The sequence below is a fragment of the Pseudomonas sp. GGS8 genome, from assembly GCF_024168645.1.
Taxonomy (GTDB): Bacteria; Pseudomonadota; Gammaproteobacteria; order Pseudomonadales; family Pseudomonadaceae; genus Aquipseudomonas.
On the sequence record NZ_JALJWF010000001.1, the window covers coordinates 5124339 to 5137791 of the forward strand.

14 protein-coding genes are annotated in these 13453 nt (G+C 60.5%); 3 read left to right on the forward strand and 11 right to left on the reverse strand.

Translation table 11 applies throughout. The annotated features are described in order from the left end of the window. Positions 1-26 precede the first annotated feature (26 nt). Together ctlX and astA are read left to right on the forward strand one after the other, a co-directional pair. A complete protein-coding gene (gene ctlX / locus J3D54_RS22995) occupies positions 27-983 on the forward strand; it encodes a citrulline utilization hydrolase CtlX (RefSeq protein ID WP_253423032.1) in 957 nt (318 codons plus the stop codon). Then, positions 980-2014, forward strand: a complete 1035-nt coding sequence (gene astA / locus J3D54_RS23000) for an arginine N-succinyltransferase (RefSeq protein ID WP_253423035.1) — start codon at positions 980-982, stop codon at positions 2012-2014. Before ctlX ends, astA begins: the two co-directional genes overlap by 4 nt. A 29-nt stretch (positions 2015-2043) precedes the next feature. On the opposite strand, the gene J3D54_RS23005 is transcribed toward astA, so the two are convergent. The 9 genes from J3D54_RS23005 to argH form a co-directional block, all read right to left on the reverse strand. Continuing rightward, positions 2044-2739 carry an HPP family protein gene (locus tag J3D54_RS23005; RefSeq protein ID WP_253423037.1) on the reverse strand — a complete coding sequence of 232 codons (696 nt, stop codon included), beginning with the start codon at positions 2737-2739 and terminating at the stop codon, positions 2044-2046. Positions 2740-2899: 160 nt separating this feature from the next. After that, positions 2900-4078 carry an MFS transporter gene (locus J3D54_RS23010; RefSeq protein WP_253423040.1) on the reverse strand — a complete coding sequence of 393 codons (1179 nt, stop codon included), beginning with the start codon at positions 4076-4078 and terminating at the stop codon, positions 2900-2902. 175 nt (positions 4079-4253) lie between these two features. Further along, a complete protein-coding gene (locus J3D54_RS23015) occupies positions 4254-5597 on the reverse strand; it encodes an MmgE/PrpD family protein (protein ID WP_253426730.1) in 1344 nt (447 codons plus the stop codon). A gap of 14 nt (positions 5598-5611) precedes the next feature. Beyond that, a complete protein-coding gene (locus J3D54_RS23020) occupies positions 5612-6499 on the reverse strand; it encodes a polysaccharide deacetylase (RefSeq protein WP_253423042.1) in 888 nt (295 codons plus the stop codon). Next, on the reverse strand, positions 6492-7340 hold the full coding sequence (locus tag J3D54_RS23025; protein WP_253423045.1) for a polysaccharide deacetylase: 849 nt from the start codon (positions 7338-7340) through the stop codon (positions 6492-6494). The genes J3D54_RS23020 and J3D54_RS23025 overlap by 8 nt, the downstream gene beginning before the upstream one ends. 137 nt (positions 7341-7477) lie before the next feature. Further along, positions 7478-8302 carry an ABC transporter substrate-binding protein gene (locus tag J3D54_RS23030; RefSeq protein WP_253423047.1) on the reverse strand — a complete coding sequence of 275 codons (825 nt, stop codon included), beginning with the start codon at positions 8300-8302 and terminating at the stop codon, positions 7478-7480. Between the two features lie 39 nt (positions 8303-8341). Next, positions 8342-9106, reverse strand: a complete 765-nt coding sequence (locus tag J3D54_RS23035; protein ID WP_127647236.1) for an amino acid ABC transporter ATP-binding protein — start codon at positions 9104-9106, stop codon at positions 8342-8344. Between the two features lie 11 nt (positions 9107-9117). Next, the gene (locus tag J3D54_RS23040; protein ID WP_253423049.1) at positions 9118-9996 is read right to left on the reverse strand and encodes an amino acid ABC transporter permease; all 879 of its coding nucleotides are present in this window, start codon (positions 9994-9996) and stop codon (positions 9118-9120) included. A gap of 205 nt (positions 9997-10201) precedes the next feature. Beyond that, complete coding sequence (argH, locus tag J3D54_RS23045; RefSeq protein ID WP_253423051.1) at positions 10202-11629, reverse strand: argininosuccinate lyase; 1428 nt, start codon at positions 11627-11629, stop codon at positions 10202-10204. A 296-nt stretch (positions 11630-11925) separates the two neighbouring features. On the opposite strand from argH, the gene J3D54_RS23050 reads away from it, so the two are divergent. Beyond that, positions 11926-12891 (forward strand): LysR family transcriptional regulator, encoded by a 966-nt coding sequence (locus J3D54_RS23050; RefSeq protein WP_253423053.1) that lies wholly within the window; start codon positions 11926-11928, stop codon positions 12889-12891. Between the two features lie 6 nt (positions 12892-12897). On the opposite strand, the gene J3D54_RS23055 is transcribed toward J3D54_RS23050, so the two are convergent. Further along, a complete protein-coding gene (locus J3D54_RS23055) occupies positions 12898-13245 on the reverse strand; it encodes a GNAT family N-acetyltransferase (RefSeq protein WP_367399628.1) in 348 nt (115 codons plus the stop codon). Continuing rightward, positions 13246-13416, reverse strand: a complete 171-nt coding sequence (locus J3D54_RS30420; protein ID WP_367399629.1) for a hypothetical protein — start codon at positions 13414-13416, stop codon at positions 13246-13248. Positions 13417-13453 lie beyond the last annotated feature (37 nt).

A 13453-nucleotide genomic window follows, 5' to 3' on the forward strand; every position in this document is an offset into this window, starting at 1 on the left:
TCTCAACCCTCATTGAATCTGTGCCCATGCAAACCACCAATACCGTTTTGATGATTCGCCCGACACGTTTCTCGTTCAATCAGGACACGGCGGCGAACAACCGTTTCCAACGCCCGGCCGAGGTGTCCGAGGACGTGCAGCTCAAGGCCTTGCAAGAGTTCGATGGCTACGTCGCCGCGCTGCGCAACCATGGCGTCGAAGTCCTGGTGCATAACGACCGCGAAGCCCCGCATACCCCCGATTCGATCTTCCCCAACAATTGGTGGAGCAGCCATCCCGACGGCACGTTGGTGCTGTACCCGATGCAGGGCCACAACCGCCGTCTGGAACGCGACAAAGGCGTGCTCGACTGGCTGCGGGACGAGTACCGGGTCGAGCAGTTGCTGGATCTTTCCAGCCTGGAACAGCAGGAAGTATTCCTCGAAGGCACCGGCAGCATGGTGCTGGATCGCAAGCAGCGGATTTGTTACGCCGGCTATTCCACCCGCACCCACGCTCGGGCGCTGGACCAACTGGTCGACCATCTGGGTTACGAGTTGTGCGCCTTCAACGCGGTGGACCGCCAGGGCGTGGCGATTTATCACACCAACGTGATGATGAGTGTCGGCACTCGACTGGCCATTGTGTGCCTGGCCTCCATCACTCACCCGGCAGAACGCCTAGCGCTGCGTAAAAGGCTGGAAGACAGCGGTAAAAAGGTGATTGCCCTGGACTGGGCGCAGCTGGAGTCGTTCGCCGGCAATATGCTGGAAGTCCACAACGCTGCGGGCGAACCCTTGCTGGTGATGTCGCGCACCGCCTGGCAATCGCTGGATGCCGATCAGCGTCGCTTGATCGAAACCCACGTCACGCCGCTGCCGGTGAACATCGACACCATCGAACGGATCGGCGGCGGCAGCGCACGCTGCATGTTGGCCGAAGTCTTTCTATCTAAACGTCAATCAGAACGTCAGCCGAAAGCTGCCCAGGAGCAAGTGCGATGATCGTCCGTCCTGCAACACCGGCAGATTTGCCGGCACTGTTGGCCTTGGCTCATAGCGCCGGGACCGGTTTGACCACCTTGCCGGCCGATGCGGCGCGCTTGAGTCATCGCCTGGAATGGGCGGCGAAAACCTTCGCCGGCGAGGCCGAGCGTGCGGATGCCGACTACCTGTTTGTGCTGGAGAACGACCAGCAGCAAGCGGTCGGTATTTGTGCATTGGCGGGCGCTGTCGGCTTACGCGAGCCCTGGTACAACTATCGACTGGGCTTGTTTGTCGCCGCGTCGAAAAACCTTGGGATCAATCAGCAACTGCCGACGTTGTTCCTTGGCAACGACATGACCGGCCACTCGGAATTGTGTTCACTGTTTTTGCACGCCGATCACCGCAGCGGTCTGAATGGCCGCTTGCTGTCCAAGGCACGCTTCTTGTTTCTAGCGGAGTTTCGTCAGCACTTCGGGGACAAGGTGATCGCGGAGATGCGCGGTTATTCGGACGAAGAGGGCGTCTCACCGTTCTGGGAAGGCCTGGGCCGGCATTTCTTCAAGATGAATTTCGCTGACGCCGACTACCTCACGGGCCTTGGCAACAAAACCTTCATCGCCGAACTGATGCCCAAGTTTCCGCTGCCGACCTGCCTGTTGCCTGAAGCGGCACGCGCGGTCATCGGCCGCGTCCATCCCAACACCGAACCGGCCCTGGGCATGCTAAAGACTGAAGGCTTCGAGCACCGGGATTACATCGATATCTTTGATGGCGGGCCGCTGATCGAATGCGCCACCGGCGACATTCGTGCGGTGCGCGACAGTCAGGTGCTGCAACTGAGCATCGGCACCCCCGGAGAGCACGCGGCGATCTACCTGATTCACAACCGCCAGTTTGCCGAATGCCGGATTACCGCAGCCCCGGCGCGAGTCGCCGCCGGGACCTTGATTGTCGATGCGCAGACGGCGAAAACGTTGGGCTTGAGTGCCGGTGCATCAGTGCGCGCGGTGAGCCTGGCGGTGCCGGCGCGGCAGCAGTCGGCGGCGTAGTGAACCCTGTGGCGAGCTGCTACAAGGTGTCAGACTCTGCTGCTCAGCACTTCACCGATACTGCGTCGCTTGGCATGCAATTCACTGGCATGAATCAACTGCTCAAGGTCTTCAGGGGTGACGTCGTAGAAGGCTTCCATGTCGGCGAGCGCCCGTCGCAGATCTTCGGCGGTGATCGCCTGGCTGTCGGTCGCGGGCATGAGTGGTGCCGGTTCGGTGGGACGTTTGGGGTAACGAATGCGCGTGAAGTTGTTGTACGCCAACGCGCTGAGCAGCATCGTCGAGCCGCTGAGCATCACCGGGCCGAGGGCTTTCCAGTCCATGGCGATGGTCGCAGGGTCCGCCAACACCAACAGCAGCGCCAGCGCCCCGGCCGGTGGATGCAGGCAACGCAGCCAGCACATCAGCATCAGCGCCATGCCCGCCGCGAGACAAGCGCTGCCGAGGGTGCGGCCGAGTACGTGAGCGACCAGCAGCGAGATCACCCCCGCGCAGAGGTAACCGCCAAGAATCGACCACGGCTGGGCCAGCGCGCCCGAGGATACGGCGAACAGCAATACCGCTGAAGCGCCCAGTGGACCAATCAGGTGCAGCGCCACATCGATGCCGAATACCTGGCCGCACAGCCAGACGCTGAACATCGTCCCCATGGCCATGCCGATGGCGGCACGGCTCCATTCGGAGGGGCGGGTGTTGACGGCGGCGGGCAACCAGTGAGCGAGCATGACGAACATCGATCCTTTAACAAAAACCAGGGCAAAAAAAAGGCTTGTCCGGATACCCGGAAAGCCCTTGAAGTGGTTCCAACTATTGGGGGAGGAACGGCGCACAGTGTGCCGTTCATTGCTGATGCTGACAAATTCATATTAATGCACTTTCAATGCACTATTTTTGCAGTATCGCAACTCGTCGACCGCTCATGAAGCAGAGAAAACCGCCCATCGCCGTCAACGCGCTCAGGGCATAGAACATAGTGGGCGCAGGCGTGTGCATCAGCAGGAAGCCGCAGATCACCGGGCTCAGCGCACCACCGAGGGCTGCGAGGTTCTGCGCGCCGTAGTAGCTGCCGCGCAGTTCTTCCGGGGCCAGGGTGTCGACGAAGAGGAATTCGGCCGGGTAAATGATCATTTCGCCGAGGGTGAAAATGAACATTGCGATGCACCAGCTCACCAGGCCGTCGGCCAGGCTGAAACCGATCAAGCCGAGGATGAACAGGCTGCTGCCGCCGACAATCCAGTAACGCAGTTGTTCGCGTTTGAGAAACCGGCCGATCTGGTACTGCAGCAGGATCACGCTGATGGCGTTGCAGGCGAGCAGGGCGGCCATGGTTTCCAGCGCTCGCTTGGAGTCGTGGGTCACCAGCAGGTATTGCGACAGGTACAACGTAAAGCGACCGTGGACCACGGTGCTGAGCAGGCAGCCGAAGGTAAACATGATCAGCGTGCGGTCGTTTTTCAGGGTGACCAGGGTTTTGAGAAAGCTTTGGGGCTGGCCGATGGCGGGTGTCTGGGCCGGGTCCCTGGGAATGCCGCTCATCAGGAAAATGCTGAAGAACGCGATGCCGCCGGCAATCAGGAATGGGGCAATCGGGTACACGCCGGCGATCACCACGCCGAGCATCGGGCCGGTGGCGTAGCCGATATTGGTCAGGGTGTAGCGCAGCGAAAAGGCCTTGGCGCGCTGACCCATGGGCAGGTTTTCGCTGAGGATCGCCTTGGACCCGATCAGAAACAGCGCCGAGGCGGTTTCGGTGATCACCAGGGTCGCGGTGGTCAGGTAGAGGTTTTCGGCGAAGGTCAGCAGCACGAAACCGATGGCGCTGGACAGCATGGCCAGGATCAGCAGCCGACGCTTTTCGAGGCGGTCGATGATGTAACCGCCATAGAGCGCGAGCAAGGTGGCGATGAACACCGCGATGCCGAGCAACAGGCCGACGTCCTGTTGGTTGAGGCCAAGCTTGGTGCTCAGAAATAGCGTGAGCAACGGGCTGGTAATGGCGCGACTGACGACGATGGTCAGCGAGCAGATCATCAACCGGCGGATAACGAGGGAGTAAGTGGCCACGGTGGGGCAAATGTCCTTATTCAAATTCTGTGGTGTTTGACGTAAGACTGAGTCGCTGCCAATCGCGGGCAAGCCCGCTCCCACAGGTTTTGTGTCGATCATTTTGTCTTGGCTCGACGCGAACCTTGTGGGAGCGGGCTTGCCCGCGATGAGGCCGGACCAGGTAACGCGATATTCAACTCAGCCACCGATCAAGCGCCCGAACCGACTCCAGCTCTTCCAGCCGCCACAACTGCACAAGCAATTGCTCAGCCTGCTGTCGCGGTATCACCCGCCCAGCCAGGCTGAAGAACTTCTCCTCCAGTGCCGCATCACTCAGCGGATTGCCCGGCGCCCCCAACGGCACCTCAACGCACAGGCTCGCTTGCCGACCGTCCACGGTCCACACGCTGACGACAGGTTCGCCATCCTCGGACAGTTGCGGGTCGACTTCAAGGCGAATGCGCGACATCCAGTGTGCAATCCTCGGGTGACGGCGCTGTTCATCGTCATAGGCTTCCAATCGGCAATGCCCCTGCACCAGCCGGGCTGCCAGGGCATATCGCAGGCTCATCTGCGCCGCCGGCAACGTGCTGACGTCCTGACCGCCACACATGTCCTGAAGGAATCCGCACAGCGACACCTGAACGTCCTCGACCTGATCGGTGCTGACCTGCAATTGATCGAGCAACAGGCCCAATGCGTCGATCGCCGAATGGGTCCCGCGGCACGCCGCATAGGGTTTGATCGAGCAGCGCGCGAGTTTCCATACGTGGCCCAGTTCGGCGTCCAACGCCTGGGGCAAAGCGGTATCCGCCGCGAGGGTCTTGAGAAATCCGCCCCAGACATCGTCGAACAGTTTTGTCGGGCCGGTAATGCCTTGTTGAGCAAGCCGCGCGGCCAGCAATCCACCTTCGGCGGCGCGTCCGCTGTGGAGTCTTTTGCTTTGCGAGCCGTCATGAATGAAGGCCCACAGACCACCGCTGAAGCTGCCGGCGATGCCCAGTGCCGACAAGGTTTGCTGTGCATCCAGCCCCAGAATCCGTGCACTGGCCGCCGCCGCGCCAAACACTCCGCACGTCGCGGTTGAATGCCAACCGGCGCCGTTGTGTACCGAGTAACTGCCGCAGGCTTCTAGCACTCGACGGCCGATTTCGTAGCCGATCACTACGGCTGTGATCAGTTCGCGGCCGTCCACTGGTTTCGTCGACATTGACAGCGACGCCATCACCGCCGGCAGCACCACCGCGCCGGAATGGTCGCAGCCGCCGGTGTCGTCCAGTTCCAGGGCATGCGCGGCGATGCCGTTGAGCATGGCGGCTTGCGCCGCGCCGACCCGCTGACCGGTGCCCCAGACCAACGTGCTGCCGGCGTCCCCCTTGAACACCTGACGCGCCAGGCTGGCGACATCGCTGCCGGCCCCGGCCAAGGCCGCACCGAAAGTGTCGAGAATATGCCGCTTGGCTTGCTCCACCAACGCGTCGGGTAAATCCTGGAAGCGCGTATCGACGCAGAACTGCGCCAACCGTTCCATCCGCATGCCCCCCTGATCTTTCATACGCCGTAATCCCGATAATGACGCTCGTACACAGCGGCCGGGTGATCCTCGGTCACTTGCGCTGCCGACTCTGCCCACCACTGAGCCACTTCGGCACCGGTGGCGATCCACACGTCATCGTGCTGCTGAATGCTTTGCAGCAATTCCCGCAACACACCCATTCGCCCCGGCGTGGCGATGATTTCCGGGTGCAGCCGCAGCACGTAACACAGCCCGAACCGGTGAAACCCGGCGAAGTCCATTTGCAGGTTGCCAAGCGTGTGGCTGTAAGAGGCGATGCGCGATTGCGCCGGTGGCACCGCGGGGCTGAGGTTGAAGGCGAAATAGGGCTCGTCTTCCAGTTCGTAATGCAGCGGCAACTCGATCACCTCGGGCACCGTCGGGTGCGCGAAGGGCAAATCATCGCCGCGCCACGACGAGGACCAGCGGATGCCGTGCTCGCGCAACGCCTCGATGAAACCCGGCGCACCGTTGCCGGCAGGAATGCGAAAGCCTGTCGGACGCTGACCGGTCAGCGCGCTCAAGGCTGCGCAGCCCTTGGCGATCTCGGCGCTTTGCTCGGCCAGTGTCAGGTTGTCGTAGTGCTGATGGCGATAGCCGGCGCAGGCAATCTCGTGGCCGCCGGCCTGGATCGCCCGGATATGTTGCGGGTTTTCCTCGGCGACGATACCGGGCACAAACCAACTGCTGGAAACTCCCAGCTCTTCGAATAAGCCAAGCAAACGCTCGACCCCGCGCTGTGTGCCGTAGCGCCACACCGACAAGGTCTTGTCGCGCCCGGCGACTTCCGGGGCCTGGGTGAGGATGCCGTGGATGTCGTTGTAATCGACGGTCAGCACCACGGCGCAGCGGTTGCCGTTGGGCCAGACAATGGAATCAGCCATGGTGATGCTCCTTCAGCCACCAGTGGGCGACGTCGCGGCAGGTGGCGAACCACACGTCGTCACGCTGGCGCATGTGTTCGAAGAGTTTTTCCAGCAACAGAATGCGCCCTGGTTTGCCGGTGATCTTGGGGTGGAACAGGGTGGTCAGGCACAGCCCTTCAGCCATGGCGCCATCGAACTCACGGCACCAGTTATCGAGGGTCAGTTCGTAGCTGGCGGTACGGTCCAGCCCGGAGGGGAAGTCCGGCGCGCGGGTGTAGGCGAGGGAGGCGTAGTCGTCCATTTCCCAGCGGCCGGGGATTTCCACCAGCGGTGTATCGAAGCCCGGCACCTTGACCAGGTAGGGCCGGTCATCACCGCGCATGCTGCTGGAGTAGGTCACGCCGGCTTCCACCAGCATCGCCGGCGTTTCGGCCCGCCAGTCGCCGGACGGCGTGCGGAAACCTTCAGCGCGGATGTTCAGGTACTTCCAGAACACTTCGCGGGATTTATTCATCACGTCCTTTTGCTGTTCCAGCGTCAGGGCGTAAAAAGATTCGTGTTTGTAGCCGTGATAAGCCACCTCATGCCCGCGCTCGACAATCGCCTGGCACTGTTTCGGCCAGTTCTCTACGACCCAGGCCGGGACGAAAAACGTGGTCGGGATCCGGAACTCATCCAGCAGATCGAGAATCCGCGGCAACGCCCGATAAGGGCCGTAACCGCCGAAACCGAAATACTCGGGCTTGCGCCAGATCGAGCCATTGAGCATGGCATCGCCGGTGGGGCCATCGAGGTCGAAGGCCAGGGCGAGGCAGGCCTTGTGCTGGTCGGGCCAGGTGGGTTGCAGCGAGGAGGACATCGTGGCGCTCCAACTATTAATAGGTAAACACCGGACCCTGTGGGAGCGGGCTGCCCGCGATGAGGCCGGCACATTCAACATCCATGTCACCTGACAGATCGCCTTCGCGAGCAAGCTTCGCTCCTACAGGGCAAGCATTACTTGCCGGCGTTAATGGTCACGGTCTTGATCGCGCCCAGTTCCAGGTCCCATTTCTTCAGGATCGCCTGGTAGCTGCCGTCATCGATCATGCTTTGCAACGCGACTTTCACAGCTTCGCTCAGCTCAGGTTTTTTCTTGCTCACACCCATGCCCGAGAACTGCTTGGAGATCGGCAGGCCCACGGTTTTGTACATGTCCTTTTCCTGGGTCTTGAGGTACGGCAGGGTTTCGCTGCCCTGCATGGCTGCGTCGATACGGCTCTGACGCAGTTGCGCACGGGCGTCGGCCGAGCCTTCGGTGCCGATTACGTTGATCGCAGGCTTGCCGGCGGCTTCGCAGTTGGCCTTGCTCCACTCGGCGATTTCCGCCGGGAACGTGGTACGGCGGCTGGTGCCGACTTTCTTGCCGCACAGGTCGATGATCTCGTTGGTGTCCTTGTTTTTCTGCAAGGTGTAGAACTGCGGACCGCTGGTGAAGTAGTCGACGAAGGTCACGCTGGCCTGCCGCTCGGTGGTGTCGGTCATGCCCGACAGCACCATGTCCACGCGGTCGGTCGTGAGCGCGTTGATCATTTGCTCGAAGCCGGTTTCCTGCCATTTGATCTTCACACCCAGACGTGCGGCCAGGGCGTTGCCCAGATCATAGTCAAGGCCGGTGAGGGTGTTGGTGGCCGGGTCCTTGAAATCCATCGGCGGGTAGTTCGGCATGATCGCAACAACGATCTCGCCCTTGTCCTTGATACTGGCCGGCAACTCGGCGGCGAAGGCGAAACCGGATGCCAGGACGCTGGCAAGTACTGCTGGGATTACTAGGTTCTTCATGGTCGTTCTCTTATGAGTGTTGTGAGCGCCAAAGGGCGCTTAGGTTCGAACGGCAGAAATGAAGCTTTGGGTGCGTGGGTTTTGTGGACTTATTAGTATTTCTTCGGGGCTTCCAGCCTCCACGATCTGCCCGCCGTCCATGAACACCATGCGGTTGGAAACCTCGCGAGCGAAGCCCAGTTCATGGGTGACGACGATCATGGTCATGCCGGTTTGCGCCAGATCGCGCATCACCGACAGCACCTCACCGACCAGTTCCGGGTCGAGTGCCGAAGTGGGTTCATCGAACAGCATCAGCTTGGGGCGCATGGCCAACGCACGGGCAATGGCGACACGTTGTTGCTGACCGCCCGACAGTTCGATCGGGTAGCTGTTGCGCTTGTCGGCCAGGCCAACGCGAGCGAGCAGTTCCAAGGCTTCTTCGTGCGCCTCTTTGGGCGAACGTTTGAGCACCTGACACGGCCCTTCGATGATGTTTTGCAGCACAGTCATGTGCGGGAACAGGTTGAAACGCTGGAACACCATGCCGGTGGCCAGACGCTGACGGGCGATCTGCGATTCGTTGAGCTCGTGCAGTTTGTTGCCGACGACCCGGTAACCCACCAGCTCGCCGTCGACCCACAGGCCGCCCTTGTCGATTTTTTCCAGCTGATTCACGCAGCGCAGCAGGGTGCTTTTGCCGGAGCCGGACGGGCCGATGATGCACAGCACTTCGCCCTGCTCGACTTCGATGTTGATGTCCTTGAGCGCGTGGTACTGGTCGTAATATTTGTTCAGGCTCACGGCCTTGACGATGCTTCTCATGGTGGGGCTCCTCAAGAACGCTTGCCGGCGCCGCGAGCGAAACGACGCTCCAGACGGCTTTGACCAAAGGACAGTACGGTGACCGTGGCCAGGTACCAGATACCGGCGACGATCAGTAGCTCCATTACGCGGGCGTTGGCGTAGTAGATGTTCTGCGCGTTGTAGAGCAGTTCGGAGTACTGGATGACGCTCGCCAGGGAGGTCATTTTCACCATGCCGATGAATTCGTTACCGACTGGCGGAATGATGATCCGCATGGCCTGGGGCAGGATGATCCGGCGCAGCGCTTGCAGGCGCGGCATGCCGATCGACTTGGCGGCTTCGTACTGGCCGGTGTCCACCGACAGCAGGCCGGCGCGCACCACTTCAGCGGTGTAGGCGCCCTGGTTGATGCTTAAGCCGAGGAGGGCGGCCACGAAAGGCGTCATCAGGCTCACGGTGTCCATTTCGAACAGGCCGGGGATGCCGATGGTGGGGAAGATCAGCGCCAGGTTGAACCACAGCAATAGCTGCAGGATCAGCGGCGTACCACGGAACAGCCAGGTGTAGGTCAGCGCCACATAGCGCAGGATCGGGTTGGCCGACATGCGCATGATCGCCGTGATCACCCCGAAGACAATGCCCAACGCCATCGCCAGCACCGCCATGACGATGGTGTTGAGCAAGCCCCACATGATCGCTTGCGAAGTGAGGAATTGGCCGATGTACGACCATTCGATCTTGCCTTCGGCGAAGGCCCGTACCAGACCGACAATCGCGATCACGATCACGCTGGCGAAGAAAATCCGCCCGTAGTAACGCCGTGGCACGTGTTGGTACTGGGTGATATCAAACTGGTTTTCCGCCAGTTTGCGCTCCGCCTGGAGTCGTTCTGCCTGTGTCTGGCTCATATTGGTTCTCCGTATGCTGGTATTTCAGGTCAAACACAATCCCTGTGGGAGCGGGCTTATGTGGCGAGGGGGCTTGCCCCCGTTGGGGTGCGAAGCGCCCCTGAAACCAAGCGAAAGCTGTGACCGGATTACGATTGCTTCGCAATCGAACGGGGGCAAGCCCCCTCGCCACACAAGCCCGCTCCCACAGGTTTTGCGTCCTACTTCAAAGGCGGAAGCCCTGATAGTTCTCGGTCCACTCTTGCTGCGCGGCGAGGGCGGTTTTCAACCGGCCGATCTGCTCGCGCACCTGCTGCGGCGCGGTACCGCCCCAACCACTGCGGGCGGCGATGGCGGCTTCGAGGGTCAGGCTGTCGCGCACCTCAGGCGTCAAACGCGGATCGATTTCAGCCAACAGCGCCGGCGAGGCTTCCCACAGCTCGATGTCGTGTTTCTCACAGGCCTGGACCAATGCGCCGGTGATTTCATGCGCTTCCTTGAACGGTACGCCGCGCACCGCCAACCAGTCGGCGACTTCGGTGGCGAGGGTGAAACCCAGCGGCGCCTGACGACGCAGTTCTTCAACGTTGACCTTCATGGTCGCGACCATCCCGGCCATGGCCGGCAGCACCAGCAGCAAGGTGTCGACGCTGTCGAGCACACCGTTTTTGTCTTCGCTGAGATCTCGGTTATAGGACAGTGGCAGGGATTTGAGGGTCGACAGCAGACCGGTCAGGTTGCCGATCAAGCGGCCAGCCTTGCCTCGGGCCAGTTCGGCGATGTCCGGGTTTTTCTTCTGCGGCATGATCGAACTGCCGGTGGCGTAGGCATCGTCCAGCGCGACCCAGCGAAATTGCCGCGACGACCACAGGCAGAATTCTTCGGCGAGGCGGGAAATGTTGATCCCGAGCATGCTGGCGATAAACAGGAACTCGGCGACGTGATCGCGGCTGGCCACAGCGTCGATGGAGTTTTCGCAGACGCCGCTGTAGCCCATTTCCTTGGCCGATTGCTGCGGCACGCGAGCGATGGCAGAACCGGCCATCGCCGCTGCACCGAGTGGCGACAGCGAGGTGCGCACGTCCCAGTCCACCAGACGCTGCACGTCGCGCAACATCGATTGGGCGTGGGCCAGCAAGTGGTGAGCGAAGACGATTGGCTGGGCCTGTTGCAGGTGAGTGAAGCCTGGGCAAATGCTCTCGACGTGTTGCTCGGCCTGCTCCACCAGCGCTTGCTGCAAGGCCAGCACTTCAACGGCCAACGTACGAACGTGATCACGCAGGAACAGCCGCAGGTCATTGGCGGTCTGGTCGTTGCGCGAACGGCCGGCGCGCAGCTTGCCGCCCAGTGCGCCGAGACGTTCAGTCAGCAGGCGCTCGATGAAGGTGTGCACGTCTTCGTCGTCCAGGGTCGGCGCGATGCTGCCAGCACGGAAGTCATCACCGATGCCCTGCAGGGCATCGAGCATGGTCTGGGTTTCCTGCTCGCTCAACAGCCCTGCGCGCTGCAATTCACGGGCATGCGCTTTGGAACCGGCGAGGTCGTACGGGGTGAGGCGAAAGTAGCGCTCGGGGCAACGGGACAGGGCCGCCAGGGCTTCGGACGGGCCGCTCTTGAAGCGGGCACCCCAGAGACGGTCGGTGGTTTGAGACATTGTTGTTTTCCTCGTCGGTAACGCGAACTGATATCGGTGTGCAGAGCCTGAAACACTTCCCGGAAATTATTCGGGTGTGGTCATGGCCAAGCAGTGTTCAAGAGGGCAGTTGCTAAAGGGCGAGAGCTGATCGAAGTGTCAGCTTTTAATAGTTCGAAATCAGTGAGTTGGCACTGATTGGCGGGATTTATTAACGGTTGCCAAGCCTTGTTTTCTGTGTTCATTATTATTGGCCAGCACAGTTTTTGTTGTTGGACACAGAGTGCTGAATAGGGCGCCAGAGGTAAATAAGCATTATGGAAACCCCACTTTCCAATTCCGGAAACCCGCCGCTAAAAACGGTACATCGGGCGCCGCTGGCCCTCAGCGGCCTGGACTTCAAACTGCTCAAAGTATTCAAGGCCGTGGTTGAGGCTGGTGGCTTCAGTGCGGCGCAGAATGAGCTGAATGTGGGCTTGGCGGCCATCAGCAAACAGATTTCCGACCTTGAGATTCGCATCGGCATGCGCCTGTGCACCCGGGGTCGGGAAGGGTTTCACCTGACCGAAGAAGGGCGCCTGGTGTATCAGGCCTCGATCGATTTATTTGCCTCGGTCGATAACTTTCGTGATCGGCTTAGTTCGGCGCAGAATGAACTTATTGGCGACCTTGGAGTGGGCGTAATTGATAACACGATCACGGACTCCAATTCACCGTTAGTTGCTGCACTTAGAAAAATAAATGAAGAGTCGCCAAAAGTAAGGTTTCAACTTCAGGCGTCGCAGCTAGATGAAGTGGAAAGAGGCGTGGTCGAGGGGCGGTTAGTCGCCGGGATCGTGCCGGTTTATCAAAAAAGAGAAGAGTTCGATTACTTCCCGCTTTATGAAGAACGCTCGTACGTGTATTGCGCCGTCGGTCATCCACTGTTCTCAGTGCCGGAGACGGACATGGGCGGCAATGTGCTGCAGGAATACGAGTGCATCAACCACCGTTACGCGATCCATCGGGACAAACTGAATTTTGCCCGCTACGACAGCTTTTCCGCCTCGGCAACTCAAGTGGAAGCCGTGGCGCTGCTGGTCAAGACCGGCCGTTTCGTCGGCTTTCTGCCCGAGCATTACGCGGCAAACCTGGAGGCTCAGGGACAGTTTCGGGCGGTGCGTCCGGACCTGATCAACATCGTCACGCCGTTCAATCTGATCCTGCGCCACAACACCGTGCGCAGTCCGTTAGTGAAGGCGTTTGCCCAAGCGCTGGGTGTGGATTTGAAGGCGCCGGTTTGAGGCTGACTAACGCAGCTTCAAGCGCATCGCGCAACGTCGCTGCGCAGGCAAACCGTGATTGATTTCGTTATTCAACACGGTCGTCAAACGAGGACCAATTTCAGCCGGGCTCAATGTTTCAAAGCCGAACTGCCGATAAAACGGTTCATTCCAAGGCAGGTCGCGGAAGGTGGTCAAAGTCAGACCGTGGAGTTCTCGTTCGCGTGCGTGTTCCAATGCTGTTAACAACAACTTGCGGCCAGCGCCCCGGCCTTGAAACTGTTGGCTGACGGACAGTTCCTCAATATGTAGTTCCATGCCGATTTCAATGGCGCTGAGAAACCCCATAAGTTCACCGTCGGTCGATTGCGCCACTCAAACCTGCTCCTTCTCGATTGTCATTTGATGGTGTTCGGCATCAGGCACCGCAGCGTCAGCGAGCCAGGCCAATGAAGGGTCACAGCGAAACAGCGTTGCCGCCGAACGCTCGATGACGGGGAAGGCGGTGGCGTCGGCAGAATGGGCGCGGCGTACAGAGAAATTCATACGGGCCACTGTAGCAGCTGCCGAGCCTGCGAGGCTG

Excerpts from the sequence above, each read along its gene's own strand:
- ctlX (WP_253423032.1), top strand. The coding sequence starts at position 27 with ATGCAAACCACCAATACCGTTTTGATGATTCGCCCGACACGTTTCTCG.
- astA (WP_253423035.1), top strand. The coding sequence starts at position 980 with ATGATCGTCCGTCCTGCAACACCGGCAGATTTGCCGGCACTGTTGGCC.
- J3D54_RS23005 (WP_253423037.1), bottom strand. The coding sequence starts at position 2,739 with ATGCTCGCTCACTGGTTGCCCGCCGCCGTCAACACCCGCCCCTCCGAA.
- J3D54_RS23015 (WP_253426730.1), bottom strand. The coding sequence starts at position 5,597 with ATGCGGATGGAACGGTTGGCGCAGTTCTGCGTCGATACGCGCTTCCAG.
- J3D54_RS23020 (WP_253423042.1), bottom strand. The coding sequence starts at position 6,499 with ATGGCTGATTCCATTGTCTGGCCCAACGGCAACCGCTGCGCCGTGGTG.
- J3D54_RS23025 (WP_253423045.1), bottom strand. The coding sequence starts at position 7,340 with ATGTCCTCCTCGCTGCAACCCACCTGGCCCGACCAGCACAAGGCCTGC.
- J3D54_RS23030 (WP_253423047.1), bottom strand. The coding sequence starts at position 8,302 with ATGAAGAACCTAGTAATCCCAGCAGTACTTGCCAGCGTCCTGGCATCC.
- J3D54_RS23035 (WP_127647236.1), bottom strand. The coding sequence starts at position 9,106 with ATGAGAAGCATCGTCAAGGCCGTGAGCCTGAACAAATATTACGACCAG.
- J3D54_RS23040 (WP_253423049.1), bottom strand. The coding sequence starts at position 9,996 with ATGAGCCAGACACAGGCAGAACGACTCCAGGCGGAGCGCAAACTGGCG.
- argH (WP_253423051.1), bottom strand. The coding sequence starts at position 11,629 with ATGTCTCAAACCACCGACCGTCTCTGGGGTGCCCGCTTCAAGAGCGGC.
- J3D54_RS23050 (WP_253423053.1), top strand. The coding sequence starts at position 11,926 with ATGGAAACCCCACTTTCCAATTCCGGAAACCCGCCGCTAAAAACGGTA.
- J3D54_RS30420 (WP_367399629.1), bottom strand. The coding sequence starts at position 13,416 with ATGAATTTCTCTGTACGCCGCGCCCATTCTGCCGACGCCACCGCCTTC.